We start from the raw sequence: 24,121 nt of genomic DNA, 5'->3' as shown, positions 1-24,121 counted from the left end.
GCGTGAGCCGGGAACTGCCTTGCGCATGCTGGCGGGAGCGGGAATTACTGTGCCGCTGCTGCCGGTGCCGCCGCTGCCGTGGCAGGACGGTTCAGCCACAGGATCCAGTAGCGGGCCAGATCGCCCACGCCGTCACCGCCCTTGACCGTTTCCAGGACCTTGATGGCGTCATCTTTCTTGCCAGCCATGGCGTAGGAATAACCGAGGCGCAGCTTGGCGTCTTCTGGACGCTTCAGGCCGCCCTTGGCGATGCCTTTCTCGATCAGGTCGATACCTTTGTCGAACTGGTCCATCGTGACGAAGGCGTAACCGAGGTTGATCAAGCCCGTGCCATCCTTGCTCTTCATGGCCGACGCTTCGCCGCTGGCGATGCTTTTCGCATCATCGGCGGCAGCCTTGTTGGCCTGGTCGCGCAGTTTCTTGTGTTTGGCGGCATTCGCGCCCGTGCCCAGCACGCCTTTGGCAAAGCCCGCGTCGAGGACTTTTTTCGCTTCCGTCGGGAAGGCGTTCTGCAAGGCGATTTCAGCCATGTCGCTGTAATCTTGCGGCGGCATGGTGCCCACGGCCTTGAATTGCAGGCGCAGCACGTCGAGCGCGAAGCGGTCGGAATAGCCGGCCTTGCCTTGCGTGCGGCTCAGCAGATCGCTCCAGTAGTCATCGGACGGGTAGTAGCGCACCAGGTTTTCCATGGCGACCAGGTAGGTAGCTGGATCCTTGCTTTTCGAACCCGTGTTGGCCAGCAATTGCAGTTCTTCGATGGTCGGCGTCTTGCCCGCTTGCTGCTTGGCCGTCAGGTCGGCCATCAATTCCTGTTTCGCGCGTGCGAAATCATTGCTGAAGTAGTAGGCGCGGATGATGTAGGGACGCATGGTGGTCGCGTCGCCTGTTTCCGTTTGGTAACGGGTGAACCACTTGATGGCGTTCGGATAATCCTTGGCATTGTAGTGGTAGTTGGCCAGTGCCTGGATGAAGTCGCCCTGGGCTTTCTTGTCCAGCTTGCCCGATTCGATGACCGCTTCCAGTGCCGTCATGGCCATCGGCGCATTGTTGGTGGTCGAGGCCAGCGCCACGCGCAGGCGGTTCAGCACGAACGTTTCATACGGCGTCAGGGCCGGAATGGCGGCAGCCTGGTCGATGCGGCTTTGCACGTCGGCGTAGTTTTTCGCATCCATCGATGCCTTCACGGCAACCGGATCGAGCAGCTTGAACACTTCAGGACGTACCGAATCGGCCGGAGCGGCAGCAGCGGCGGCGGCTGGCTTGGCATCCTGCGCGTGCGACAGGGATGGCAGGACATTGAGGCCGATGGCGGCCAGGAGCAGGCTAAGGCGTGCAAGACGGAATTGGGACATGGGTTATCCTTCAATCAATAACAAAAATACGCACCTGCATTGGCAGCCGCAACATCGTGCAGGGCAGTGCCAGAGGGGCAAGGAAGCTCGAAAAAAACACATTCTGCCAGTCTGTCTGCATAAGTCAAACAGAAGCGGCATGATACAAAGCGGCTATTGTCACATAAACGGCTGAGCGGGTGCGGCAAACGTGCGCGCCAGGGCTTGCCCTTTTGCATCGAACAGCAGGCAGCGCTGCGGCGGCAGATGCAGACGCATGGCGTCGCCCGCGTGGCGCAAGCCATCCTCGGCCGGCAGCTTGACGGCCAGCATCTCGGCTGCGCCCGGCATGCTGGCGTACACGATGGCCACGTCGCCCAGGTATTCGACGTGGCTGACGGCCGCGTCGACGACGTTGTTGTCCGTATTGGCACCGTGCCGCAGGCTGACGTGCTCGGCGCGCACGCCCAGGGTCAGCTGGTCGCCCGGCGCCACGCCATCGCCCTGTGCTTCGACGTCGATGACGGCGCCGCCGGGCAGGCGCACGGCCACGGAACCGGGGCCGCAGGCGACGGCCTCGCAAGCGATGAAGTTCATCTTCGGCGCGCCGAGGAAGCCGGCCACGAACAGGTTGCCGGGATTGTTATACAGCTCGTGCGGACTGCCCACCTGCTCGATGCGCCCGCCGTTGAAGACGACGATGCGCTCGCCCAGGGTCATGGCCTCGACCTGGTCGTGCGTGACGTAGATCATGGTCGTCTTCAGTTCCTGGTGCAGGCGCGAGATTTCCACGCGCATCTGCACGCGCAACGATGCATCGAGGTTCGACAGCGGTTCGTCGAACAGGAAGACCTTGGGTTTGCGCACGATGGCGCGGCCGATGGCCACGCGCTGGCGCTGGCCGCCCGACAGGTCTTTCGGCTTGCGTTTCAACAGCGGCGTGATTTGCAGGATCTCGGCCGCGCGCTCGACGGCGGTGCGCACCTCGGCCTTTTTATGTCCGGCCAGGGAGAGGGCGAAGGCCATGTTCTCGTACACCGTCATGTGCGGGTACAGGGCGTAGCTCTGGAAGACCATGGCCAGGCCCCGCTCGGCCGGGGCGATGTCGTTGGCCAACCGGCCGCCGATATGCAGCTCGCCATCCGTGATGTCTTCCAGCCCCGCGATCATGCGCAGCAGCGTCGATTTGCCGCAGCCGGACGGTCCCACGAAGACGACGAATTCGCCGTCGCGGATATCGAGGTCGATGCCGTGGATGACGGGATGCATGTCGTCGTACAGCTTGACGATATTTTTCAATGCGATATGTGCCATGAAGTGCTTCTATCCTAGCTTGCGCTGGCCGGCGCGGACGTGGCGCCGGCGTCAGACGGGTCGGAGGTATCCTTCGGGCCGATGCGCATGAAGCGCGACAGGATCAATACGGGCACGGCCGACACCAGCACCCACAGGAAGAAAGTCTTGTAGCCGAGCGCCGTCTGGATGTCGCCACTGATCATCTTGAACAGCACGGAACCCAGCTGCATCACGCCGGTGGCGAACGCATAGTGGGCCGTCTGGTACTTGCCGACCGAGACGACCTGCATCATGAACAGGATCAGGCCGACGAAGCCGAAGCCATAGCCGAACATCTCCACGCTGAGCGCGGCCGTGATCAGGGTCAGGTCGGTCGGCATGCTGTGGCTCAGGTAGTAGAACACCAGGTTCGGCAAGTTCATGGCCAGGATCAGGAAGAACATGGCGCGCTTGAGGCCCAGCCACGACGTGAAGTAGCCGCCGCCGATGCTGCCCAGCAGGAAAGCGACGGTGCCGGCCGTGCCGTACACGGCGCCCACTTCCGTCGTCGACAGGCCCAGCCCTCCAAGCTCGCGCGCTTCGCGCAGAAACAGCGGGCCGATGGTCTGCACTTGCGCCTCGCCCGCGCGGAACAGGATGATGAAGGCGATCATGCCCCAGATGCCGGGTTTTTTCAGGAAGTCCACCAGCACGTCCCACAAGGTGCGGCTGATGCCCGCCACGCTCTTGTCGGCCACGGCCGCGTTGCGCACCTGCGGCAGCGCCCACAGGTGGTAGGCGGCCAGCGACAGCATCATCGCGCCGATGATCAGGAAGATCACCGACCAGGCGGGCTTGACGCCGATTTTCTTCTCGAGGTAGCCGGCCAGGATCACCAGGCCGCCCAGCGAGATGAATTTGCCGGCATTGAAAAAGGCGCCTTGCCAGCCCGCGTAGGCGGCCTGCTGCTTGTCCGACAGGCTGGCGATATACAGGCCATCGCAGACGATGTCGTGCGTGGACGAGGCCAGCGCGGCGACGAACAGCACGGCGATGCAGGCGGCGAACCACAGCGGCGTTTGCAGCGCCAGCGCGATCAGGCCCAGGCTCAGGCCGCCAAGGAACTGGAACAGCACCACCATGGTCTTCTTGCTCGACGTCAGCTCCAGGAAGGGGCTCCACAGCGACTTGAAGACCCAGGCAAAGCCGATCAGGCCCGTCCAGCGGGCGATCTGGTCGTTCGGCACGCCCATGCTCTTGAACATCAGGCCGGCCACCAGGGCCACGGCGTAGAACGGCAAGCCCTGGGCGAAGTACAAGGTGGGCACCCAGGTGATCGGGCTGCGAGCTTTTTTGCTGATGCTGATGCGCTTGTCGTGCATGGAGGCTTCCTTATCGAGAGACGTTTTCATTTGACTGCGCCGTCCATGCCGCGCATGAAGAAGCGTTGGGTAAACAGGAAGGCGAGCAGGGTCGGCACGATGGTGATCAGGGTGCCGGCCGCGATCACGCGCGTGCTGCTGCCGAAGGTGCCGCGCAAGTACAGCACGCCCACCGACAGGGGAAATTCATCGGGCTTGCTCATGACGATGGAGGGCCAGATGTATTCATTCCACGATTCGACGGCCGTCAGGATGCCGACGGTGGCCAGCCATGGCGTGATCAAAGGCAGCATGATGCGGCTGAAGATGACCCACTCGGACGCGCCGTCGACACGCGCCGCGTCGATCAGGTCTTGCGGCACTTCCTCGAACGCCTGCTTGAGCAGCAAGATGGCCACGGCCGTCACCACATTGGGCAGGATCACGCCCGTGTAGGTATCGACCAGGCTCATTTGCGTGATGGTGATGAAGTTGACGAGGAAGTTGACCTCGGACGGCAGCACCAGGGTAGCCAGGATCAGGCCGAACACGAGTTTGCGGCCGCGGAATTTCAGGCGCGCCAGCGGATACGCGGCCAATGAACACAGCAGCAGTTTCCAGAACACGGTGAATACGGCGATCAGCACGGAGTTCTTGAAGAACGACCAGATCGGGATCGCCTTGAACACCTCGATGAAGTTGTCGAATGACGGCGCCTTCGGCCAGAAGGTGGGCGGGAAGGCGAAGATATTGCCTTCCGTGGAAATGGCCGTCACCAGGGTCCACCAGAACGGGAAGACGCAGACGACGGCGATCGCGCACAGCACGGCGTAGTGGCCCGTGTATTGGCCAATGAGCTGCAGGCGGGTTTTCAGGGGGCGGGAGCGGTTTGTCATGGTCATTCCCGGTTAGCGGTGCTTCGGTTTCAGATAGCGCAGGCACAGCAGGGCGATGGCTATGCAGAACAGCGAGACGACGAAGCTGGCCGCCAGCGCGCGCGGCAGTTTTAAGTGTTTGAGGCCTTGGTCATACGCGTAGTACAGCGCCGTGAAGGTGGAATTCATCGGCCCGCCCTGGGTCAGCACGTCGACTTCCTGGTACGCCTTCAGGGCCGCCAGCACGGACAGGATGGAACACAGCATGATGGTGGGGCGCAGCATGGGCACGGTGATCTTCCAGAAGCGCTGCCAGCGGTTGGCGCCATCGAGCATGGCCGCTTCCTGCATGTCCGACGGTATCGATTGCAGGGCCGCCAGATACATCACCATGTACCAGCCCAGGCCGCGCCACAGGGTGACGAACATGACGGCAAACAGGGCCAGGCTGTCGTTCGTCAGCCAGCCCACGGGCGCGTTCACGAGCTTTAACGTCATCATCACGTAGTTGAGCGCGCCCTGTTCATGGAACATGAAGCCCCACATGATGCCGACCACGGAAACGGTGGTCACCACGGGCACGTAGAAGGCGGCGCGGAACAAACGGATGCCGGGCAGGCGGTTGTTGACCAGCACGGCCAGCACGATGGCGCCCACCTGCACGAAGGGCACCATCAGCAAAAACATCAGCGAGTTTTTCAGGCCCGAGACGAACATCTCGTTGTTGAAGATGTAGCGGAAGTTATCGAAACCGACGAAGCGCGTCTCGCGTATCAGGCTGTAGTCGGTAAACGCCAGCACGGAGCCGTAGCCGACGGGCCAGAAGGAAAAGGCGGCCAGCAGCAGCAGGGCGGGAGTCAGGAACAGCCAGGCTTGCAGGCTGTGGCGGTGGGCGAGTTTCATGGTGTCCTTAGTGGCGCGGCAGAGTGGCCAGCTTGCGGTTCCAGATGGCGACGGCCTGGTCCAATGCCTGCTTCACATCCTGCTTGCCCGTGACCCCGGCTTCGACGGCTTTCACGAGCGAGCGGCGCAACTCGTCGTAGTCGTCGATGCCGGCCACGTACAGGGTGCGCGAGTGGCCCATCGACAGGGCGCCGGCGGCCACCGCTTTTTCAGCCGCGCCCGCGTTTGCTGGCGTGGCGAGGAAGAACGGATCGGCCGCCGCTTTCACGGTGGTGGGAAAGACGCTGGCCTGGCGCGCGAAGGCCAGCTGGTTCTCGTCGTTTGTCAGGAAGCGCGCGAACTTGCCGACCGACGGCAGCTGGCGCGCCGGCACGCCTTTCGGAATGGCGAAGTGCACGAGCCAGCCGCCATCGGCGATGCCGGTGGGGCCCAGCGGCGCGGGCGCCACGTCGGTGATGGAGTAGATGTCTTTCGCGTCGCCGCGGATGCGCTGCATGGCCGTCGGCGGCGCCAGCAGCATGCCCAGGCGGCCGCCCTTGTAGGCGTCGATCACGGCCGGGAAATTGTCTTCGGCGAACAGGCTTTCTTTCAACAAGCCACCGACCTTGTAGGTGTCGGCCAGTTTCTGCACCAGCGCCACGTGCTGCGGCGAATTGAAGACGGCGCGGTTGTCGGTGATGACGGACAGGCCCTGCTGCATGAACAGGCCGTCGATCTTGGACAGGGCCGGGGCGATGCCGGCCTTGCCCGTGCGTTGCGCGATCTGGCGCGCGTACGCCAGCTGTTCATCGAGGCTGGCGGGGCCGCGCGTGAGGCCCGCCTGCTTGAAGATGGCGGTATTGAAGGCGATCACCGCGACATTGCTGTACATGGGAAAACCGTAGGTGCGGCCCTTGAAGCGCAAGTCGTCCAGGGCGCTGGGAATGTAGCTGGCGCGCGCTTCCCCGATCAGGCCATCGACGGGGGTGAGCAAGCCGTCGCGCGCAAATTCGTCGGCCCAGGGCACGTTCAGGCTGACCAGCGCGGGCGGCGTGCCGGCCACGATGCGCGTGACCAGCTTGGTCTGGATGATGTCCCACGGGAAGTCGATCCATTCGATCTTGACGCCGGGATTCTGCGCCTCATAGCGCGCCACCACCGCATTGAAATACGGCGTGAACTTGGGCTTCATGCTGAAGGTCCAGAATTCGATTTTCTCGGCAGCCCATGCCTGCGGCGCGAGCAGGCCCGCGCAGGCAACAACCGCCAACAGTCTCTTGATCGTCATTTTTATCCTGGAGCGTGGCGCTCCAATGTCCATGAGTCCGCGGCGCGGGTACATGCCCTTGCCGTCGCTTATATTCGGGTGCTTCTGACGGCAGCCGCGCCCCGTGCCGGGGGCGTAGCTGCCGGGTAGTGCCTAGTTGGTCTTGGTGACCTTGCTCAAGTGACGCGGCGCATCCGGATCCATGCCGCGCGCGGCCGACAGTTTCGCCGCCATCACGTAGAAGGACTGGATGGCGACGATCGGGTCGAGGTCCGGCGTGGCCGCTACGGGCAGGGTCAGGTCGCGCTCGGCCACGTCGGCGGGCGCCGCCAGCAAGACCTTGGCGCCGCGGCCGCGCATCTCTGTGGCCAGCTGCAGCAGGCCGGCCTGGGTCGGGCCGCGCGTGGCGAAAATCAGCAGCGGGTAGCCGTCTTCGATCAGGGCCATCGGCCCGTGCTTGATTTCGGCGCCGCTGAACGCTTCCGCCTGCAGGGCCGACGTTTCCTTGAATTTCAGGGCCGACTCCAGCGCCACGGGGAAGCTGATGCCGCGTCCGACAACCATGATGTTGCGGGCCGGGGCCAGCACGTCGATCGCTGGCGACCAGTCGACGCGGGTCGCTTCGAGCAGCGCCTCGGGCAGCGCTTCCAGGCCGCCCAGCAGTTCGGGATCGTTCTGCCACTGTGCCACCATGCGCGCACCGGCGACCAGGCTGGTAATAAAGCTCTTGGTGGCGGCGACGCTTTGTTCCTTGCCGGCGCGCAGGGGCATGGCCCATTCGGCGGCGTGTGCCAGCGGCGAATCGATGTCGTTGACGAGGGCCACGGTGGTGGCGCCGCCGTCGCGGAAGTAGCGGATCGGCTCGACCACGTCCGGGCTCTGGCCCGATTGCGAGATCGAGATGGCCAAGGTGTCGCGCGTCACCAGCGGCGACTTGTTCAGGGTGACCAGCGACATCGGCAGCGAGGCCACGACACGGCCCAGGCGCGCCATGATCAGGTAGGCGACGTAGTTGCAGGCGTGGTCCGAGCTGCCGCGCGCGATGGTCAGCGCGGTCGAGAACGAGGTGCTCCTCAATTTGCGGCCCAGTTCCGCGTAGCGTTCCGTGTCGCTGGCCAGTTGCAGGGCGACGCATTCGGCGGCGGAAATGGCTTCTTTAAGCATCATTGAGGTCACAGATTTCTCCTTCTATATACACAGCTTTGAGTTTGAGATCGCGATCGAGTACCACCAGATCGGCGTAAGTACCGGGGGCCAGCCGGCCGCGTTCTTCCAGGCCCAGGTAATCGGCGGCGTTGGTCGACACGCGCTTGGACGCGTCGGCCAGGTCCAGTCCCAGTCCCACCAGGTTGCGCAGCGCCTGGTCCAGGGTCAGGGTGCTGCCCGCCAAGGTGCCGTCGGGCAGGCGCACGCCGCCCATGCATTTCTGCACGGCGTGGCGGCCCAGCATGTATTCGCCGTCCGGCATGCCGGTGGCGGCGGTCGAATCGGTGACGCAGTACAGGCGCGGGATGGCGCGCAGGGCTACCTTGATGGCGCCTGGATGCACGTGCAGCAGGTCGGGAATCAGTTCCGCGTATTCGGCGTGCGCAAGGGCGGCGCCGACCATGCCCGGCTCGCGGTGGTGCAGGCCGCTCATGGCGTTGAACAGATGCGTGAAGCCCATGGCGCCGTGTTCCAGCGCGGCCACGCCGTCTTCGTACGAACCGAGCGTGTGGCCGATCTGCACGCGCACGCCGGCGTCGGCCAGGGCGCGGACCAGGTCCAGGTGGCCGGCGATTTCCGGCGCCACGGTGATGACGCGCAGCTTGGCCAAGGTTTGCAGGCGTTCGATTTCAGCCAGGGTGGCGGCGCGCGCGAAGTTCGGCTGCGCACCGAGCTTGCCGGAATTGATGTACGGGCCTTCCAGGTGGGCGCCCAGCACGCGCGCCGTGTTCGGGCGGCGGTGGTTGGCGGCGATGCCGATGGCCGTCAGGGCCATGTCGATATCTTCCGGCGGAGCCGTCATGGTGGTGGCCAGCAGGCTGGTGGTGCCGTGGCGCGCGTGGATGGCCGCGATGGTGTAGACGGCTTCGCCGCCTTCCATGATGTCCTTGCCGGCGCCGCCATGCACGTGCAGGTCGATAAAGCCGGGCAGAATATAATCGTCGCTGTTGCCCGACGGGTGGCGGGAATCACCGGTGATGCTGTCGACGCGCTCGCCGAAGGCGATGGCGCCGTGGATCCAGCCGCCGGGGGTAAGGATATTGCCTTTGATAGTGCTGCTCATCTGCGCGACTCCGCTACGAATTCATAATAATCACTGCGGCAATACGAGTGGGTCAGTTCCACCGCTGCGCCGTTGTCGAGATAACTGACACGGGTGATGTGCAGCATGGCTTCACCCGTCTTGATATTGGCCAGCTTGGCCTGTTCCGCCGTGGCGTTGACGGCGCGGATATGCTGCAGCGCGCGCATCGGGATGGTGCCGCGTGATTCCAGGTAGCCGTACAGCGAATCGGTGACTTGCTGCGGGTCCGGCATGTACAGCGCGGGAATGGTGGTCGTTTCGATCGCCATCACCACTTCGTCGGCCGTGCGCAGGCGGCGCAAACGCGCCACCGGCATGTGCGGCGACAGTCCCAGCGACAGCAGTTCCAGCGGTGCGGCCGAGCCGATGTCGCGCTGCAGCCAGCGCGAGCCGGCCGTAAATCCCCGCTGGCGTAATTCTTCCGAAAAGCTCGTCAGGCGCGACAGCGGCTGTTCCAGCTTGGGCGTGATATAGGTGCCCGAGCCGCGCTTGCGCGTCAGCATGCCCCGGTCGCACAGCATGTCGATGGCCTTGCGCGCCGTGACGCGCGAGATTTCCAGGATGTCCGACAGCACGCGCTCGGAAGGCAAGGCCTGGTTGGCGCGCCAGTCGCCGCTGGCGATGCCGTCCGACAGCATGTTCGCCAGCTGCATGTAGAGCGGCGTGTCGCTGGCCGGATTGGGTTTGAAGGTGGACAGTTTGGCCAGCATGGTCATTGCTCCTGCAAGTGCTTGCGTATCAGGCGCAGACCGCCTGCGGCCGAGTCGCCCTGTGCCGGCACGACCAGTTGCAACAGTTCCGCCGGCAGGTAGCCCGACAAGGGCGCCGCCAGGCCGCCGCACAGGGCCACGGGCAAGGCACCGGCCGGGTCGAGCGCCCTGGCGATCAGTGCGATCTGCCGGCCCGCGTCGACCAGGATGGTGCGCGCCACGGCATTGCTGGCCGCGTGTTCGAGCACCAGCCGTGCCAGTTGCGCGAAATTGGTCTGGCTGGCTTCGGCCAGCCACACCTGCATGGCGTCGCGCTGGCCGCCGCAGGCATCGATGACGGCCGTGGCGAAGGCGCTGCCGGGCACGCGGCCGTCGACCACTTGCTGCGCGTGGTTGATGGCGCGCATGCCGATCCAGGCGCCGCCCGCCTCGTCGCCGGAGGGGAAGCCCCAGCCGCCCACTTCATGGCGGCTGCCGTCCGCGTGCAGCACTTCGCCCACGCTGCCGGTGCCGATGGCAACGATGGCGCCCGGCTGGCCCGCATGCGCGCCCAGCAGGGTGGTCAGGGCATCCGATTCCAGCGCCACCAAGGCGTAGCCGGGATTGTGTTCGACGAAGCTGGCGGCCCACTGCTTGTTGTGCACGCCGGCCAGGCCCAGGCCGATGGCCATGCGCTGCAATGACGGCTGTTCCAGGCCGGCCGTGCGGAAGGCCACGGTGACGGCATGCGCCACGGAGCTCCAGGCCCGTTCGATGCCCAGCCCCAGGCCGGAGGGGCCGCTTTGTCCCTGTGCCAGCTCGTGGCCGTCGAGGCGCGCCAGGCGTACGCGGGTACCGCTTCCCCCGCCGTCGACGCCGATTATGTATTCGATCATATTGTGCAGTCCCGCGTTTGGTTGAGTGCGCCTGTCTCGGTTCTTTTATTTGTCGGGCGGCGAAAAAGCTGAAGGCACTATATTGTCGCCCCGAGGGCTTGTCAACAGGTATTTAAGTGGTATTAATAATTGCGTTGCGCGGCGTCGCGCCATGCCCGAGGGATTGATTGCAAGTATTTGTTAATAAAGGATTTTTTGTGGATGCTGAATGGTATTGAAATTGGCCTTGTTTAATGCCAATTTTTTGCAACTGGTCTGTTGTTGGGCGTGTGATATTGCTTGTATGCATGCTTGGCAAGGGACGCCATGAAGAGTAAAGTCCGCCTTTTACACCTGAGTTGGAAGAGCATGATGAACGACAAGGCAGCAAAGAGCGAGTACTGGGACGACTGGCAGCAAGAGGCGCTGGCCGCTGGCGTGTCGGCGCCGCTGGCTGCGCTGGGCATGGAAATGATGCGCACGCACCGCAAGAACCGCTGGCCGAAGGATTTCCTGGGCCGCGAAAGCGACGGCCCGGTCATGATCGAAATGTGCCTGGAAGATGAAGCGGAAACGGAATTGTTCTTTATCGAGAACCTGTATCCCTACGATGCGGCGCTGATCGAAAAGACGCGCCGCCGTCTGTGCCTGCACTGATCGTGCGCTGACGCGTGACTGGAACGGCCGCCTTGCGCGGCCGTTTTCACGTCAGGTGCTGAATTTTTCGCTGCTGGTGGTGCTGCTGGCGCGCATGCGCAGGCTCAGCAGCACGATGGTGACCAGCAGCAGCGAATGCGTTCCCGGTTCATGCGACGCGGGGACGCGCAGGCTGGCGTCCGGCGAATGGAAACTGGCCAGGCGCGTGGCCAGGGTGGGGGGTGTCGCCTGGTAGGCGGCCATCTGAACCGGCGGCGTCTCTGCCGCCTGCGTGTTACCAGCGGCCCAGAGCGTCAAGGCCGCGCCCAGCAAGATCATTGTTCTCATCATATTGTCTGTTTCCGCCGAGGGCTGTAAATCGATTACACATGGTCGTGCCGTATGCCGGCCATGTCCTGTCCCCAGTTTGTATGCTTGTTTCCGTGCTGGTCACGCCGCACCGAAATGATATCTATTTATAAAGTTCGTGTATTAAAACATAATAAAATAAAAATGCAAACGTCTTTTTGCAAATAAGCGCATGCGCTGCCCGTGCTTGCCGGGCGGGATCTATTGCATGGGGGAAATGACGTGGCATTTTCATGGGGGAGTGTCATAATGGCTCAGGCATTTCCGCCCAGGCATGGAGTAGATGATGAGCAAGGCACAGGACAGCAAGAAAGAAGCCAAGAAGGAACCGGCCAAGACCATGAAGGAAAAGAAGGAAGCCAAGAAGGTCAAGAAAGAAGAGCGCAAGCGCTGATCATGCGCGTGCGCCGTTCATCGATGCGCCCGTGGCGTGCGCCGGCCTTGCTGGCGGCGTTCGCCCTGCTGGCCTGCGGCGTGCCCGTGTCCGGCGTGCTGGCGCAGCAAAAGCCGCCGCCGTCCACGTTCGGGCAAGTGGTGGGCAATGCCGTGCTGTGCATCGACCAGATCGACAACAAGGCCTTTTATGCGTATCTGCTGACGGCCTTCGGCCCCGCCTACAAGCATGAAGGGGGCGCCTACTGGTTCCGCACGGACGCCACCTTGTGGGGCGCGCCGATTACCGACGTGATCGTCAGCGACGACACCAGTCCCCTCGTCTTCATGGGCGTGGTGGCGGACTCGACACCGGAAAAGCTGGAGCCGGCCATTCGCGGCGTCTCGGGCCTGCGTTTCAATAAACTCGACAATTCCGCCTTTCCTGTCCGTGGTTCCGTGCCTGGCAGTAAAATCGTCTACTTCCGCAGCAAGGCGAAAGTCTATTGCGCCAAATACAAGCCGTTGCCGCCCGCCCGCACCCGATGAGGGTATCGGCTTGCCGCTGCGCATTTTGATCGTTTCATCCGCAGGGTCTCCATGTACACGCATTATTTCCAGCTCAAGCAATCGCCGTTTTCGATCGCCCCCGATCCGCGCTACCTGTTCATGAGCGAACGCCACCGCGAAGCGCTGGCGCATTTGCTGTATGGCGTGGGCAGCGGCGGCGGCTTCGTGCTGCTGACGGGAGAAATCGGCGCCGGCAAGACCACCGTGTGCCGCTGCTTCATGGAGCAGATTCCGGAAAACTGCCAGCTCGCGTATATCTTCAATCCGAAACTGTCCGTCGAGGAATTGCTGCTGTCGATCTGCGAGGAATTCCGCATCGCCCTGGCGCCCGGCGTGGCCAGCGTGAAAGGCTATGTCGACGCCATCAATGCGCACTTGCTGGCCAGCCATGCGCAGGGCAAGAACAATGTGCTGATCATCGACGAAGCGCAAAACCTGTCCGCCGCCGTGCTGGAACAGTTGCGTTTGCTGACGAACCTGGAGACGAGCGAGCGCAAGTTGCTGCAGATCATCCTCATCGGCCAGCCGGAATTGCGCGCCATGCTGGCCCGGCCGGAACTCGAACAGCTGGCGCAGCGCGTGATCGCCCGCTACCACCTCGGTTCTCTGACGGCGGACGAGACGGCAAGCTACATCCGCCACCGGCTGGCCGTGGCCGGCTGCACGGCGCAGACGCCGTTCGCGCCGCGGCTGATGGCGCACATTCACGCCATGAGCCACGGCGTGCCGCGCCGCATCAACCTGCTGTGCGACCGCGCGCTGCTGGGTGCTTACGTGGAAAACCAGCCGCAAGTGACGCGCCAGATATTGCGCCGTGCCGCTGAAGAAGTGTTTGCGGAAGAGGGCAAGCCGGCTGCCGGACGGGGCCTGCGCTGGCCGCACGTGGCGGGCGGCGTGCTGGCCGGCGCCGTCGTCACGGCCGCGCTGGCCTGGCATTTCATGCCGCGTCCGCCCGCCGTGCCTGTTGCGCCTGCCGTGGCCGCCGTTGTGCCGGCCGCCTCCGCCGTGGCGGCTGCCGCCGCATCCACGCCCGCGCCCGCCAAGGTGCCGGACCGCAACGCCGTGCTGCGCCAGCTGGCCGCCCTGTGGGGCGAGCAGTTGCAGGCCGGCGATGCCTGCCAGGCGGGCGCCCGCGCCGGCCTGCGCTGCCTGCACAGCCGGGGCGGTATCGCCGAGCTGCGCGTGCTGGACCGTCCCGCCATGCTGGCCTTGCGCGATGCGGATGGTGCGGAACAGCTGGCGCTGCTCACGCGCGTGCAGGACGGGAGCGCTACCTTGATGCTCGATGGCAAGCAGCAAAGCCTGCCGCTGGCCCAGCTGGCGCAGCGCAGCGATGGCAGTTTCACGACCTTCTGGCGCGCTCCGCGCGGCTGGCGCGACGAAGTGCCGCTGGGCGCGCGCGGCGCCGACGTGGACTGGCTGGCGCAGCGCCTGGCACAACAGCGGGGCTTGCCGGCGCCGGCCGCCAATCTGCCGCTCGATGCCGAGATGCAAAGCCAGTTGCGCGCATTCCAGCTAAGCCAGAACCTGCGGGCCGATGGCCTGGCGGGCCCGAAAACGTATATACGCCTGATGCAGCTCGGTGACAACGCGGAGCCGCGCCTGAGCAGCGCAGCTCCTGCCGTGGCAGCGCCCGCTGCGACGGCGATGGTGGCGGGGAAATAAGATGTCCTACATACTTGAAGCACTGAAAAAATCGCAAGCCGAGCGCCAGCTGGGCGAGTTGCCGTCGATCCACGCACCGCAAGTGCAGCTGCACGATGGCGCAGCATCGGGCGCGGCGAGCCGTGCGCCCGTCTGGCTGGCGCTGGGCGGCGTGGCGGTGGCCGTGGCCGCCGCACTGCTGCTGTGGCAGCCTTGGCAGGCAGCGGCCACGGCGCCTGCGGCCGCGCCTGCCGTGCTGGCCCAGGCCGTGCCAGCGCCGGTGCCGGCAGCAGTCCCGCCCGCAGTCCCTGCGCCTGCGCCTGTGGCTGTGCCCGTACCCGTGCCGCCGGCACCCATCGTCGCGCCCGTGCAGCATGCCAGGCCCATGGCGGAACCGAAGCAAGAGCCGCCAGTCCCCGCTCCGGCGCCGGCCGTGCCCGTCCCTGCGGCGGCGCCATCGGCCGAAGAGACCGTGCCCGGCATGCGCGACTTGCCCGAGCCGATACAGCGGCAAATCCCCCCGGTCGCCATCGGCGGCTATATCTATTCGAAGAATCCGGCCGACCGCCTGCTGCTGATCGACAAGGTCCTGCGCCACGAAGGCGAGGAACTGGCGCCGGGCCTGGTACTGGAAAAATTGCAGCCGAAGGCGGCCATCTTCAGTTTCAAGGGCTACCGCTACCGCGTGCCGTATTGAATTGTTGTGCATCAAGGCCGGGTAACAGTAGCTGAACCATACTGGCCTGGCCTGGTCGAACCAGGGTCGCTGCGACCGTGTGCGCGGCCGGGGAGTTCCGATGATTGCTGCCGCAGCGGGTGAGGGTGCTTTTGATGCGCATGGCTTGGGAAACCTGGCGCGCATCGACCATATCGTCGTGCTGATGATGGAGAACCGATCGTTCGATCACATGCTCGGCTACCTGAGCCTGGAAGGCGGGCGTGCCGACATCGACGGCTTGCAGGCCGGCCATGCCAACGTGCATGCGGGCGTGAGCTACCCCGTGCACCATTTGCGGCGCACGGCGTTTGGCCCGCAGCAAGACCCGTCGCATACGGGCATGTCGGTGGCGCAGCAATTGCAGAACAATAATGGCGGCTTTGTCGACGACTATGCGCAAACGCATCCGGGCGACCCCGACATCGACCTGGTGATGGGCTATTACAATGCATCCGACTTGCCCATGTACGATTTCCTGGCGCAGCAGTTCTGCGTCTGCGACCGCTGCTACAGCTCCGTTCCGGGCGCCACCTGGCCCAACCGCCTGTATGCCGTCAGCGGCAAGGCAGCCGGCAGCCGCGACAGCAAGCGCGTGCCCCTGTACACAAACAAATCCTTCGTGCGCCACCTGGACCGCGCCCAGGTCAGCTGGAAATTTTATTCCGCCTGGAAACCCTGGAGCCTGGCGCTGACGGACGACCATTACCGTTCGTCCGAGCTGTACGAACCGTTCGGTTCCAGCGCCCGCCGCTATGGTTTCATCGGCGATGCGCTGGTGGGCGCCTTGCCCTCGGTCAGCTGGATCGATCCGCATTTTTTTGAGAATGACGACCACCCGCCGGCCGATATCCGCGCCGGCCAGGCGCTGGTGGCACAGGTCTACCAGGCCCTGTCGCGCGGGCCGGCCTGGGCGCGCACCTTGCTGATCCTCAGCTATGACGAGCACGGCGGCTTTTTCGACCATGTGCCGCCTGGCCCCGCGATCGACGACGATCCCGCGTTTCGCCAGTACGGCGTGCGCGTGCCCATGCTGCTCGTGTCGCCGCTGATCGCGCCGGGCAGCGTCAGCCACGAGGTGGTCGACCACACGTCGATCATCAAAACCATCCTGCAGCGCTTTTGCCGCGCCGCCGATGGCGGCTTGCCCCAGATGGGCGCGCGCGTGGCGGCCGCCAGCGGCCTGGGCGCCGTGCTGACCCTGACGCAAGCGCGCGCGGCGCCTGCCGTGCCCGCTGCTGTGCTGGCACAGCGCGCCGCATGGGAAGCGGATGCGCGGGCGCAGGATTTTGCGCCGCTGGCGCCCGCTTGCCAGCCTGATGGCGAAGTGGCCGCCGCTGCCGCCGTGCCGTTCCAGTCCGATGCCGAGGCGGGCGCGATCGCCGCCCACCGGCAATTGGCGCGCACGGCCAGGAATGCGCAGGCGGGAAATAGTAAAACGGCGAGTAAAACGGCGGGCAAAACGGCAGGCGCGACAGTGCCGAAGTCGGCGGGCAGGCGCCGGCGGCAGGGCGGCACACCGGCGCCCGCCAGTGCCGGGAATGGCGGAAAACCCGGAGCCGCTTGACTTGGGTGGTGACTTGGGCAATGCGCCGGGCCGGCGCCGGCGGTCGCGCCCGTAGGGCTGCGTATAATCACTCCTTCTCAAACAAGGAGTGACCATGCACGATGCGATGCCCGCCCACCCGGTACTCGGTGTGATCGGCCGTTCCGGTAGCGGCAAGACGACCCTGCTGGAATTTGTGGTGAAGGAACTGGCGGCGCGCGGCTTGCGCGTCAACCTGGTCAAGCACAGCCACCATGACCTGGCGCTGGAACCGCCGCAAAAGGACAGCGCCCGCCTGCGCATGGCGGGGGCGGCGGAAGTGCTGGTGGCGTCGCCGTACCGTTTTGCCATCGTGCATGAGCTGCGCGGCGCGCCCGAGCCGAGCCTGGCGCAGCAATTGGCCCGCATGGGGCCGGCAGACTTGACCCTGGTCGAGGGTTTCAAGACGGATCCCATCCCCAAGCTGGAAGTGTTCCGCCCGGAAGTGGGGCAGGCGCCCCTGTATCCGCATGACCCGCATGTGATCGCCGTCGCCTCCGACAGTCCGGCGCCGGCCGACCTGCGCGAGGGCGTGCAATGGCTGGACTTGAATGCGCGCGAGCACGTGCTGGCCTGGTTGCTGCTGCAGTTGGAAAATAAGCTGGAAAAATAAGCTAAAGGTTTGCCGGCGGCATCCGTTAACAAGGGTAGAACCTCATTGGAGAAACGTATGGACGTCGGAAGCATTGCTCAACTGTCAACCACGATGGCGGAGACAGGCACGCGGCAAGCCGTTGGCTTGACTGTCCTGAAAAAAGCTCAGGATATCCAAAGCTCGACTGCCACTGCCTTGCTGGCAGCGCTGCCACCAGTACAGTCGGCGCCGAGTCTGCCGGCTCACCTCGGCAACCGCATCAATACGACTGCCTGAGCGCAGTCCGGCGGCGCCAGCCTGGCGCTCGCGCTATCTACGCCGACACCACCGTCATCGACGGTGGCGAGTGGGTGTTTTTGTCTGTCTTCCTTCCGCCTTCCTTCCCACCGCTGCCAGCTTGACTGATTGAACATGGTTCGCCATGGCACGGCCGATTCAGTAGAATGACGTCCATCACCTCGCGTTGCCCATCGTGCAGCAGGGGCGTGCCGTGACTAAATGATTACTTATCGATTACTTTGACCCAGCAAGAGGATTTCCATGAATAAACGTCAAGCTCTCATCGCCGCCGCCCTCGCGGGCATCTGTGCCGGCGCCACCATCAACGCGGCTGCGCACGATGGGCCCGCTCCCGGCGACAAGGAAAAATGCTATGGCGTGGCCAAGGCGGGGCAGAACGATTGCGCCTCGTCCGATGGCGCGCATTCCTGCGCAGGCCAGGCTGAGGCGGACAATCTGCCCACGGAATGGACCTATGTTGCCAAGGGCACGTGCGAACAGGCGGGAGGCTCCGTCAAGCCCATCAAGGCCGGCAAAGCTGCCAAACCGGCCACGCAACCCTAAGCGGCCGCGGCCTGTCCATGCCGCCGCTCATCCAGGCGCTTGCCGGCGTCGGCCTGCGCGCCGCGCATTACCGCGATTTTCTGGCGCGCCGGCCCAGGGTGGGCTGGCTGGAAGTGCATACTGAGAATTATCTGCAGCCATCGGGCTGGGACTGGCACGTGCTGCAGACCCTGCGCGAGGATTACCCGATCAGCTTGCATGGCGTGGGCCTGGGCCTGGGCTCCGCGCACGGCTTTTCCGAGGCGCACCTGCAGCGCGTGCGCGCCGTGGTCGAGCGCATCGAGCCGGCCCTCGTGTCGGAACACCTGTGCTGGGGCGCCGTGGCGCAGCGGCAACTCAACGATCTGTTGCCGCTGGCCTTGAATGGCGCCGCCCTCGATTTGCTGTGCGCCAGAGTGGGGCGGGTGCAGGATGTGCTGAAAAGGCCGATCTTGCTGGAGAATGTCTCCACTTACCTGCGTTTTGCCGACGATGGCATGAGCGAGGCGCAATTCCTGGCGGAGCTGGCGCGCCGCAGCGGCTGCGGGCTGCTGCTCGATATCAATAATCTGTATGTGAACCAGTGCAACCACGGCGAAGACGCCTTGGCAGCCATGCAATCCATCGCGCCGGGCAGCGTGGGCGAGCTGCACCTGGGCGGCCACTTGCTGACGCCGCATGCCGTGATCGACCACCACGGTGCCGCCATCGCCGATCCCGTCTGGGATTTGTATGCGGCCGCCTTGCTGCGCTTTGGTGCCATTCCCACCCTCGTCGAATGGGATACGGATTTGCCCGCCCTCGATGTCTTGCTGGGAGAAGCGGACAAGGCGCAGTCCATGCTGGCGCGCCATGCGCCGCAGCCACCATGGCAGGGAGCGGCGCTGCCGTCCCCGCCGTCCCCGCCGCCCGTGTCGCCTGACGCGCTGGCGGCTAGCCAGCAAGCGTTTGCCATGGCCTTGCTCGATACTGCGGCAACCCTGCCATCGTTCGCGGGAGAATCGGTACCGCAGCGTTATTCACTGTACCGCGGCAACTTGAGCGCCACCTGGCGCCGCACCCTGGGCCACGCCTATCCCGTCGTGCTGGCGCTGGTGGGCGAGGCATTCTTTGGCGGCCTGGCGTGCGCGTATGGCCGGCAGATGCCATCCGATAGCGCTGATTTGAATCAGTTTGGCGAGCGTTTCGCCGATTTTCTGACCAGTTTTCCACCTGTGGCCGACTTGCCCTACCTGCCGGACATGGCGCGCCTGGAATGGGCCGTGCACCTGGCCCATTACGCGGCCGATGCGCAGGGCCTGGCGCCCGATGCGCTGGCCGCCCTGCATCCCGATCAACTGGAAGCGCGCTGTTTTACCTTGCATCCCGCTTGCGCCTTGCTGGCATCGAACTGGCAAGTGGCGGCCCTGTGGTGGGCGCATCAGGAGGGAGACGGGCAGGGGATGTTTCCGCAAGAGATGCAGGTGGCCAGCTACGCGCTGGTTTGCCGGACACGCTGGAAGGCGCAGGTGCTGATACTCGATGCGGCCGCGCATGCGGCCTTGCTGGCTTTACGGCAAGGTCAAACGTTTGGCGCCGCGCTCGATGCGGCATTCGCGCTGGACCCGGCATTCGACCTGGCCGCACACTTGCGCCAGTGGCTGGCGCATGCGGTGTTGACGGCGTAACGGTTTATTCGAAAGCCCGCAGAAGGCGCGCTTCGCCCGTCTGATCGCGGTACAGGGTATTCGCCGCCAGGGTGGCGTCCATCATGCGCGTCACCTGCTCTTCTTCAAAGCGGGCCAGCTCGGCCGTGGCCGCGACGAGGGCCAGTTCCAGCCTGGCGCGCGCGCTCTGGTACAGGCTGCTGGTGTATTTGTCTGTGTTACGCAGCAATTCTTCCGCGTTTTCTATGACCTGGCGCAAGTCGCCGATCAGGCGTTCCTGGCTGCGCGTACCTTGTTCAGGATGGTCCATGGCGCTCCCCTTCTGCAATCGATATTTATCTGGCAATAACGACGTGTTTGCAGCTTGATGCAGGCAGCCGGCTGGCGGGGTGCTGGCTGGACGCATGGGGCCGCTTTCGCGCCCCATGCCGGGGTCAGACTGGAGCGACGACCGTGATACGGATATCGCCCACGCTGACGACCTGGCCGGCGCGGATCTTGGCGGTCTTGCGCAATTCCTTCTTGCCATCGACCTTCACCACGCCGCTATCGACCATGACCTTGCCTGCGCCACCACTGTCGCACAAGCCGACCAGCTTCAACAGCTGGTTCAGCTCGACGAACTCGGATGTTAAATCAAAGCTTACTTTTTGCATTGTATCCCTTATTGCAATGATGTGTTTTCAACACTTGATGACGTCATCAACTAAGGTCATAGTTTACATGAAGCCAGGGAGAATGCAGGCTGAGCCTTAACTTTTGTTGGGCCGCGTCATCTCCAGGGGCACGATCCACGCGCCGAATTGCTCTTCCGTCACAAAGCCCAAGGCCAGCGCCGCCTCCTTCAGGGTCGTGCCTTCGTGCTGGGCCTGCTTGGCGATCTGCGCCGCCTTGTCGTAGCCGATGTGCGGCGCCAGCGCCGTGACCAGCATCAAGGAACGCTCCATCAGTTCGGCGATGCGCTCGCGGTTCGGTGCGATGCCGTGCGCGCAATGCTCGTCGAAACTGCGCATGCCGTCGCCCAGCAGGCGCGCGCTTTGCAGGAAGTTGTGCGCAATCAAGGGCTTGAAGACGTTCAGCTCGAAATTGCCCGAGGCGCCGCCCACCGTGATGGCCACGTCGTTGCCGAACACTTGGCAGCACAGCATGGTCAGCGCTTCGCACTGGGTGGGGTTGACCTTGCCCGGCATGATGGAGCTGCCAGGCTCGTTTTCGGGGATCGTGATTTCACCGAGGCCGGAGCGGGGGCCGGACGCCATCCAGCGCACGTCGTTGGCGATTTTCATCAGGGCCGTGGCCAGGGTTTTCAGTGCGCCGTGGGCGGCGACGAGGGCATCGTGGGCGGCCAGCGCGGCAAACTTGTTGCTGGCCGTTTCGAACGGCTGGCCCGTCAGGCGCGCCAGTTCTGCCGCGATGCGGCCGGCAAATTCCACGTGGGCATTCAAGCCCGTGCCGACGGCCGTGCCGCCGGCGGCCAGCTGCAGCAGCGGCGGCAACGATGCCGTGATGATGTGCTCGGCGAAGTCCAGCTGCGCCACATAGCCGGAAAACTCCTGGCCCAGGGTCAGTGGTGTCGCATCCTGCAAATGGGTGCGGCCGATCTTGACGATGTCGGCAAATTCCGTCGCCTTAGCATCCAGGGTGGCGCGCAGCTGGCGCAGTGGCGGCAAAACCGTATTGGCAACGGCCTGGGCGGCGGCCACGTGGATGGCGGTCGGAAAGATGTCGTTCGAGGACTGGCCCTGGTTGACGTCGTCGTTCGGGTGCAGCAGGCGCTCGGCGCCGCGCAAGCCGCCGATCAGCTCGGAGCCGCGGTTGGCCAGCACTTCGTTCATGTTCATATTGCTTTGCGTGCCAGAGCCCGTCTGCCAGACGGCCAGCGGGAATTCCGCGTCGTGCTTGCCGGCCAGTACTTCGTCGACAGCCTGTGTGATGGCCACGGCTTTCTTGCCATCCAATAATCCCAGGTCCAGGTTGACGTGGGCGGCCGCGCGCTTGACGGTGGCCAGGGCGGCGATCAGTTCAGGCGGCATCTTTTCCGTGGAGATATGGAAGTGCTCGAGCGAGCGCTGCGTTTGCGCTCCCCACAGCCGGTCGGCGGGTACGTCGATCGGGCCGAAACTGTCGCGTTCGATTCTGCTACTCATGACATCCCTTTCATCGATAGAGGTGGATCGAGTGTACTCCAGGCGTCAAAAAGACACAGGATGATGCTGTATTGCATCATTTTTACCCTGGGCCATCTATATTTTTGCGATTTCCTGCCGTTAAAGACAGGCGAGTCCCCATTATCTATCCTGTTATCAAAGCGATCAGTCCATGCAGAGCAGCATCCTTCCCCGTTGGTCTTTGATCGCGTGCGCCGCCGCCAGCCTGGCCTTGCCGCCTGTGGCGGGCGCGGCCGAACTGGGCGAGATGGCCGTGCTGTCGCACGTGGGCCAGCCCCTGCTGGCCGAAATCGAACTGACGGCCCTGGCGCCCGAGGAGACCAACGGCGTGGCCGTGCGCCTGGCTTCGCCCGATGTGTACCGGGGCGGCGGCATTGGCATGGACCAGGCCTTGCAAACCTTGACGATCAGTCCGCTGGAGCGCGGTGGACGCCAGTATGTGCGTGTGGCTACGCGGCAAGCGATCCAGGCGGGTCACGTGCATTTGTACTTATTGTTGGGCAATGGCAATGGCGCCGTCGTGCGCCTGGCTACCTTGTGGCTGACACCGGCGCCGCCCGCCGCCGCCCCCGTCAGTGCGCCAGTCCGGCCTGCCGTTCCGGCGGCCATGCCAACGTCGTTGCCGTTACCGCGTCCTGCCCCCTTGGCGCCGTCGCCCGACGCCGCCGCACTGGCGGCCCGCGCGCGCGCCGAGGGCCTCGTGCGCCCGCCGCGTGTGTTCGTGCCGCCGCCCGCCGCGCCCACTCAGATGGCTCCCGTGTTGCGTCCGCCGCGCCGCGCCACGGCGCCCGTGGCCGCTTGCGCGCCCCAAGCCGATATGGAGCAGGCGCAAGCGTGCATGGCGCTCGATGAGAAAAACACAGCCCTCAATGCAAAGCTCGGCGAATTGGAAGGCAAGATCGGCGACTTGCAAAAGGCGCTGGCGCTGCCCGCCACCACCGCTGTGCCAGCCGCCGCGCCCGTCGAAGCGCAGGCGCCCCATGCCAAGCCCAAGCCACTGCACGCGGCGCCCGCCGCGGACAAGGACAAGAAGGCGGGCGGCAACGGTCTGTTGTGGCTCGGTATCGGTACCTTGCTCTTTCTGTTGTTGACGGCAGTCATCGTGTATATCGTGCGCAAGCGCAGGCAGGCGACGGGGTCGCGCGCGCCGTCGAAGTACTGGGTCTTGCTGCGCAAGCCGTTTAGCCGCAAGAAGAAGGATGTGCCCGTGCTGACGGAAGCCGTGGAAGAAGGGGCGGCCGAGCCGGAACCGGAGCCGTTCTCGCGTTAAAGGCATGGCAAGGCGGCGCCGAAAATTGATATAAAAAAAGATATTGAAAAAATACATGGAAACGCCGGCCAATCGCGTTGCCTATTTCTTAAAGATGGTGATATGATTAATTCAGTGGACTTGCTTTACGACAAAACAGCCCCAGCCTGGCGCAGTCACCAACGATAGTGTGGCGCGGCAAACAGGTGTAGCGTTGCATAAACGCCTGGGTCTGGAAGCGGTTCGCGATGCCGACGATGTGCTCGCGAACGCCGGATGCAACCGGCAGCGAGGCGACGCCAGGAGATACCTGGGGCTCGCCTTCCAAATTCCCCCTCCTTGTTTTCCGGGCGCCGCAGATGGCGCGCTCGCTGGCATGGCGGCAGACGTAAAAAAAGCACCCGCGGGTGCTTTTGTCGTTTCTGGCGCGGCAAGCTTTACATGCGTGCGCGCGAACCCTGCATGGCGTTCGGCAGTTGCGTCATCCATGGTTCCGTGATGGCGCGGATTTCGCGGTCGTTGGCCAGGATTTGCTTGAGCAAGTCGATCTTGCGCAGGCGCGAGGCGCCGGCCAGAGCGGGCACCTTGCCTGTCATGGTCGCGCTGGCGGCGCTGGCACACTGGTTTTCCAGGGTATCCAGGCCATCCCAGTCGCTCGAACGTGCGGCCACGACCATTTTATTGGTCATTCCTGCAATATTTTCATACATCGAAAGAACGTCGTTGGAGGTCATGAGCACACCCGTAACTAGTGAATGGATTACCGCTTGTCCAGATTAACGGCAGGTCCAAGCGGAACTTGAGGGTATTTTTGAAAAAAAAGTGAAAATAATTTAGATGATTGCTTGGCTGCTGCCGACATCGCCCGCCAAGCCGCATGTCTGCTGGCGTCGCGGTGGCAGGGG

Annotated in this window: 26 protein-coding genes; 10 read left to right on the top strand and 16 right to left on the bottom strand. The window is 64.2% G+C overall.

The annotated features are described in order from the left end of the window. Positions 1-44: 44 nt before the first annotated feature. The 10 genes from JAB6_RS16685 to JAB6_RS16640 all read right to left on the bottom strand — a co-directional run bounded on the left by JAB6_RS16685 (position 45) and on the right by JAB6_RS16640 (position 10,866). Positions 45-1,352 carry a hypothetical protein gene (locus tag JAB6_RS16685; protein ID WP_070303687.1) on the bottom strand — a complete coding sequence of 436 codons (1,308 nt, stop codon included), beginning with the start codon at positions 1,350-1,352 and terminating at the stop codon, positions 45-47. Between the two features lie 159 nt (positions 1,353-1,511). Then, positions 1,512-2,645, bottom strand: coding sequence for an ABC transporter ATP-binding protein (locus JAB6_RS16680; RefSeq protein WP_070303686.1), 1,134 nt, complete (start codon positions 2,643-2,645; stop codon positions 1,512-1,514). Positions 2,646-2,659: 14 nt separating this feature from the next. Then, positions 2,660-3,988 (bottom strand): MFS transporter, encoded by a 1,329-nt coding sequence (locus JAB6_RS16675; protein ID WP_070303685.1) that lies wholly within the window; start codon positions 3,986-3,988, stop codon positions 2,660-2,662. Positions 3,989-4,014: 26 nt separating this feature from the next. Beyond that, positions 4,015-4,863, bottom strand: coding sequence for a carbohydrate ABC transporter permease (locus JAB6_RS16670; protein WP_070303701.1), 849 nt, complete (start codon positions 4,861-4,863; stop codon positions 4,015-4,017). Positions 4,864-4,875: 12 nt separating this feature from the next. Beyond that, positions 4,876-5,745: a carbohydrate ABC transporter permease gene (locus JAB6_RS16665; protein WP_070303684.1), complete on the bottom strand. Its 870-nt coding sequence runs from the start codon at positions 5,743-5,745 to the stop codon at positions 4,876-4,878. Between the two features lie 7 nt (positions 5,746-5,752). Then, a complete protein-coding gene (locus JAB6_RS16660; RefSeq protein ID WP_070303683.1) occupies positions 5,753-7,012 on the bottom strand; it encodes an ABC transporter substrate-binding protein in 1,260 nt (419 codons plus the stop codon). A gap of 132 nt (positions 7,013-7,144) precedes the next feature. Further along, a complete protein-coding gene (locus tag JAB6_RS16655) occupies positions 7,145-8,158 on the bottom strand; it encodes an SIS domain-containing protein (RefSeq protein WP_034759831.1) in 1,014 nt (337 codons plus the stop codon). Further along, on the bottom strand, positions 8,148-9,260 hold the full coding sequence (nagA, locus tag JAB6_RS16650; protein ID WP_070303682.1) for an N-acetylglucosamine-6-phosphate deacetylase: 1,113 nt from the start codon (positions 9,258-9,260) through the stop codon (positions 8,148-8,150). The genes JAB6_RS16655 and nagA overlap by 11 nt, the downstream gene beginning before the upstream one ends. Then, the gene (locus JAB6_RS16645) at positions 9,257-9,991 is read right to left on the bottom strand and encodes a GntR family transcriptional regulator (protein ID WP_046685618.1); all 735 of its coding nucleotides are present in this window, start codon (positions 9,989-9,991) and stop codon (positions 9,257-9,259) included. Before JAB6_RS16645 ends, nagA begins: the two co-directional genes overlap by 4 nt. A 2-nt stretch (positions 9,992-9,993) precedes the next feature. Then, positions 9,994-10,866, bottom strand: coding sequence for a BadF/BadG/BcrA/BcrD ATPase family protein (locus JAB6_RS16640; RefSeq protein ID WP_070303681.1), 873 nt, complete (start codon positions 10,864-10,866; stop codon positions 9,994-9,996). A 348-nt stretch (positions 10,867-11,214) separates the two neighbouring features. On the opposite strand from JAB6_RS16640, the gene JAB6_RS16635 reads away from it, so the two are divergent. Then, positions 11,215-11,502, top strand: coding sequence for a hypothetical protein (locus JAB6_RS16635; protein ID WP_034759823.1), 288 nt, complete (start codon positions 11,215-11,217; stop codon positions 11,500-11,502). Between the two features lie 51 nt (positions 11,503-11,553). On the opposite strand, the gene JAB6_RS16630 is transcribed toward JAB6_RS16635, so the two are convergent. Then, positions 11,554-11,832: a hypothetical protein gene (locus tag JAB6_RS16630; protein ID WP_139143410.1), complete on the bottom strand. Its 279-nt coding sequence runs from the start codon at positions 11,830-11,832 to the stop codon at positions 11,554-11,556. A gap of 414 nt (positions 11,833-12,246) precedes the next feature. Here JAB6_RS16630 and JAB6_RS16625 point away from each other — a divergent pair, with 414 nt between their 5' ends. The 8 genes from JAB6_RS16625 (at position 12,247) to JAB6_RS16590 (ending at position 19,820) form a co-directional block, all read left to right on the top strand. Then, positions 12,247-12,771 (top strand): hypothetical protein, encoded by a 525-nt coding sequence (locus tag JAB6_RS16625; RefSeq protein ID WP_070303680.1) that lies wholly within the window; start codon positions 12,247-12,249, stop codon positions 12,769-12,771. Positions 12,772-12,822: 51 nt separating this feature from the next. Beyond that, a complete protein-coding gene (locus JAB6_RS16620; RefSeq protein ID WP_070303679.1) occupies positions 12,823-14,457 on the top strand; it encodes an ExeA family protein in 1,635 nt (544 codons plus the stop codon). A 1-nt stretch (position 14,458) separates the two neighbouring features. Continuing rightward, on the top strand, positions 14,459-15,133 hold the full coding sequence (locus JAB6_RS16615; protein WP_070303678.1) for a general secretion pathway protein GspB: 675 nt from the start codon (positions 14,459-14,461) through the stop codon (positions 15,131-15,133). A gap of 100 nt (positions 15,134-15,233) precedes the next feature. Further along, on the top strand, positions 15,234-16,718 hold the full coding sequence (locus tag JAB6_RS16610) for an alkaline phosphatase family protein (RefSeq protein WP_070303677.1): 1,485 nt from the start codon (positions 15,234-15,236) through the stop codon (positions 16,716-16,718). Positions 16,719-16,812: 94 nt separating this feature from the next. Further along, positions 16,813-17,349 carry a molybdopterin-guanine dinucleotide biosynthesis protein B gene (mobB, locus tag JAB6_RS16605; protein WP_058051167.1) on the top strand — a complete coding sequence of 179 codons (537 nt, stop codon included), beginning with the start codon at positions 16,813-16,815 and terminating at the stop codon, positions 17,347-17,349. A gap of 57 nt (positions 17,350-17,406) precedes the next feature. Then, entirely contained in the window at positions 17,407-17,607 is a 201-nt protein-coding gene (locus tag JAB6_RS16600; RefSeq protein ID WP_034781856.1) for a YjfB family protein, read from the top strand. 264 nt (positions 17,608-17,871) lie between these two features. Then, positions 17,872-18,174, top strand: a complete 303-nt coding sequence (locus tag JAB6_RS16595; RefSeq protein WP_070303676.1) for a DUF2282 domain-containing protein — start codon at positions 17,872-17,874, stop codon at positions 18,172-18,174. A 17-nt stretch (positions 18,175-18,191) separates the two neighbouring features. Next, positions 18,192-19,820, top strand: a complete 1,629-nt coding sequence (locus tag JAB6_RS16590; protein WP_070303675.1) for a DUF692 family multinuclear iron-containing protein — start codon at positions 18,192-18,194, stop codon at positions 19,818-19,820. Between the two features lie 4 nt (positions 19,821-19,824). Here the strand turns inward: JAB6_RS16590 and JAB6_RS16585 are convergent, their stop codons facing one another. The 3 genes from JAB6_RS16585 to fumC all read right to left on the bottom strand — a co-directional run bounded on the left by JAB6_RS16585 (position 19,825) and on the right by fumC (position 21,946). Then, positions 19,825-20,109 (bottom strand): hypothetical protein, encoded by a 285-nt coding sequence (locus JAB6_RS16585; protein WP_070303674.1) that lies wholly within the window; start codon positions 20,107-20,109, stop codon positions 19,825-19,827. Between the two features lie 124 nt (positions 20,110-20,233). After that, positions 20,234-20,455 (bottom strand): RNA-binding S4 domain-containing protein, encoded by a 222-nt coding sequence (locus tag JAB6_RS16580; RefSeq protein WP_035825476.1) that lies wholly within the window; start codon positions 20,453-20,455, stop codon positions 20,234-20,236. Positions 20,456-20,551: 96 nt separating this feature from the next. Next, positions 20,552-21,946, bottom strand: coding sequence for a class II fumarate hydratase (gene fumC / locus JAB6_RS16575; protein WP_070303673.1), 1,395 nt, complete (start codon positions 21,944-21,946; stop codon positions 20,552-20,554). 172 nt (positions 21,947-22,118) lie between these two features. On the opposite strand from fumC, the gene JAB6_RS29880 reads away from it, so the two are divergent. Next, positions 22,119-23,237 carry a FimV family protein gene (locus JAB6_RS29880; RefSeq protein ID WP_139143409.1) on the top strand — a complete coding sequence of 373 codons (1,119 nt, stop codon included), beginning with the start codon at positions 22,119-22,121 and terminating at the stop codon, positions 23,235-23,237. 106 nt (positions 23,238-23,343) lie between these two features. On the opposite strand, the gene JAB6_RS29000 is transcribed toward JAB6_RS29880, so the two are convergent. Next, positions 23,344-23,544 (bottom strand): hypothetical protein, encoded by a 201-nt coding sequence (locus JAB6_RS29000; RefSeq protein ID WP_139143408.1) that lies wholly within the window; start codon positions 23,542-23,544, stop codon positions 23,344-23,346. A gap of 109 nt (positions 23,545-23,653) precedes the next feature. Continuing rightward, positions 23,654-23,905 carry a flagellar protein FliT gene (locus tag JAB6_RS16565; RefSeq protein ID WP_307788907.1) on the bottom strand — a complete coding sequence of 84 codons (252 nt, stop codon included), beginning with the start codon at positions 23,903-23,905 and terminating at the stop codon, positions 23,654-23,656. Between the last annotated feature and the right edge of the window lie 216 nt (positions 23,906-24,121).

Origin of the sequence: Janthinobacterium sp. HH104 (assembly GCF_001758715.1) — a bacterium.
GTDB classification, from domain to species: Bacteria; Pseudomonadota; Gammaproteobacteria; order Burkholderiales; family Burkholderiaceae_D; genus Janthinobacterium; species Janthinobacterium aestuarii.
This window is presented reverse-complemented; position numbering and strand designations above follow the sequence as displayed.

Bases quoted from the DNA above. Each gene is read 5' to 3' on its own strand.
- JAB6_RS16600 (WP_034781856.1), top strand. From the start codon at position 17,407: ATGGACGTCGGAAGCATTGCTCAACTGTCAACCACGATGGCGGAGACA.
- JAB6_RS16660 (WP_070303683.1), bottom strand. From the start codon at position 7,012: ATGACGATCAAGAGACTGTTGGCGGTTGTTGCCTGCGCGGGCCTGCTC.
- nagA (WP_070303682.1), bottom strand. From the start codon at position 9,260: ATGAGCAGCACTATCAAAGGCAATATCCTTACCCCCGGCGGCTGGATC.
- JAB6_RS16675 (WP_070303685.1), bottom strand. From the start codon at position 3,988: ATGCACGACAAGCGCATCAGCATCAGCAAAAAAGCTCGCAGCCCGATC.
- JAB6_RS16590 (WP_070303675.1), top strand. From the start codon at position 18,192: ATGCCGCCGCTCATCCAGGCGCTTGCCGGCGTCGGCCTGCGCGCCGCG.
- JAB6_RS16665 (WP_070303684.1), bottom strand. From the start codon at position 5,745: ATGAAACTCGCCCACCGCCACAGCCTGCAAGCCTGGCTGTTCCTGACT.
- JAB6_RS16655 (WP_034759831.1), bottom strand. From the start codon at position 8,158: ATGATGCTTAAAGAAGCCATTTCCGCCGCCGAATGCGTCGCCCTGCAA.
- JAB6_RS16620 (WP_070303679.1), top strand. From the start codon at position 12,823: ATGTACACGCATTATTTCCAGCTCAAGCAATCGCCGTTTTCGATCGCC.
- JAB6_RS16670 (WP_070303701.1), bottom strand. From the start codon at position 4,863: ATGACAAACCGCTCCCGCCCCCTGAAAACCCGCCTGCAGCTCATTGGC.
- JAB6_RS16645 (WP_046685618.1), bottom strand. From the start codon at position 9,991: ATGCTGGCCAAACTGTCCACCTTCAAACCCAATCCGGCCAGCGACACG.
- JAB6_RS16595 (WP_070303676.1), top strand. From the start codon at position 17,872: ATGAATAAACGTCAAGCTCTCATCGCCGCCGCCCTCGCGGGCATCTGT.
- JAB6_RS16630 (WP_139143410.1), bottom strand. From the start codon at position 11,832: ATGATGAGAACAATGATCTTGCTGGGCGCGGCCTTGACGCTCTGGGCC.
- JAB6_RS16625 (WP_070303680.1), top strand. From the start codon at position 12,247: ATGCGCGTGCGCCGTTCATCGATGCGCCCGTGGCGTGCGCCGGCCTTG.
- mobB (WP_058051167.1), top strand. From the start codon at position 16,813: ATGCACGATGCGATGCCCGCCCACCCGGTACTCGGTGTGATCGGCCGT.
- JAB6_RS16615 (WP_070303678.1), top strand. From the start codon at position 14,459: ATGTCCTACATACTTGAAGCACTGAAAAAATCGCAAGCCGAGCGCCAG.
- JAB6_RS16565 (WP_307788907.1), bottom strand. From the start codon at position 23,905: ATGACCAATAAAATGGTCGTGGCCGCACGTTCGAGCGACTGGGATGGC.
- JAB6_RS16610 (WP_070303677.1), top strand. From the start codon at position 15,234: ATGATTGCTGCCGCAGCGGGTGAGGGTGCTTTTGATGCGCATGGCTTG.
- fumC (WP_070303673.1), bottom strand. From the start codon at position 21,946: ATGAGTAGCAGAATCGAACGCGACAGTTTCGGCCCGATCGACGTACCC.
- JAB6_RS16585 (WP_070303674.1), bottom strand. From the start codon at position 20,109: ATGGACCATCCTGAACAAGGTACGCGCAGCCAGGAACGCCTGATCGGC.
- JAB6_RS29880 (WP_139143409.1), top strand. From the start codon at position 22,119: ATGCAGAGCAGCATCCTTCCCCGTTGGTCTTTGATCGCGTGCGCCGCC.
- JAB6_RS16640 (WP_070303681.1), bottom strand. From the start codon at position 10,866: ATGATCGAATACATAATCGGCGTCGACGGCGGGGGAAGCGGTACCCGC.
- JAB6_RS16680 (WP_070303686.1), bottom strand. From the start codon at position 2,645: ATGGCACATATCGCATTGAAAAATATCGTCAAGCTGTACGACGACATG.
- JAB6_RS16580 (WP_035825476.1), bottom strand. From the start codon at position 20,455: ATGCAAAAAGTAAGCTTTGATTTAACATCCGAGTTCGTCGAGCTGAAC.
- JAB6_RS16685 (WP_070303687.1), bottom strand. From the start codon at position 1,352: ATGTCCCAATTCCGTCTTGCACGCCTTAGCCTGCTCCTGGCCGCCATC.
- JAB6_RS16635 (WP_034759823.1), top strand. From the start codon at position 11,215: ATGATGAACGACAAGGCAGCAAAGAGCGAGTACTGGGACGACTGGCAG.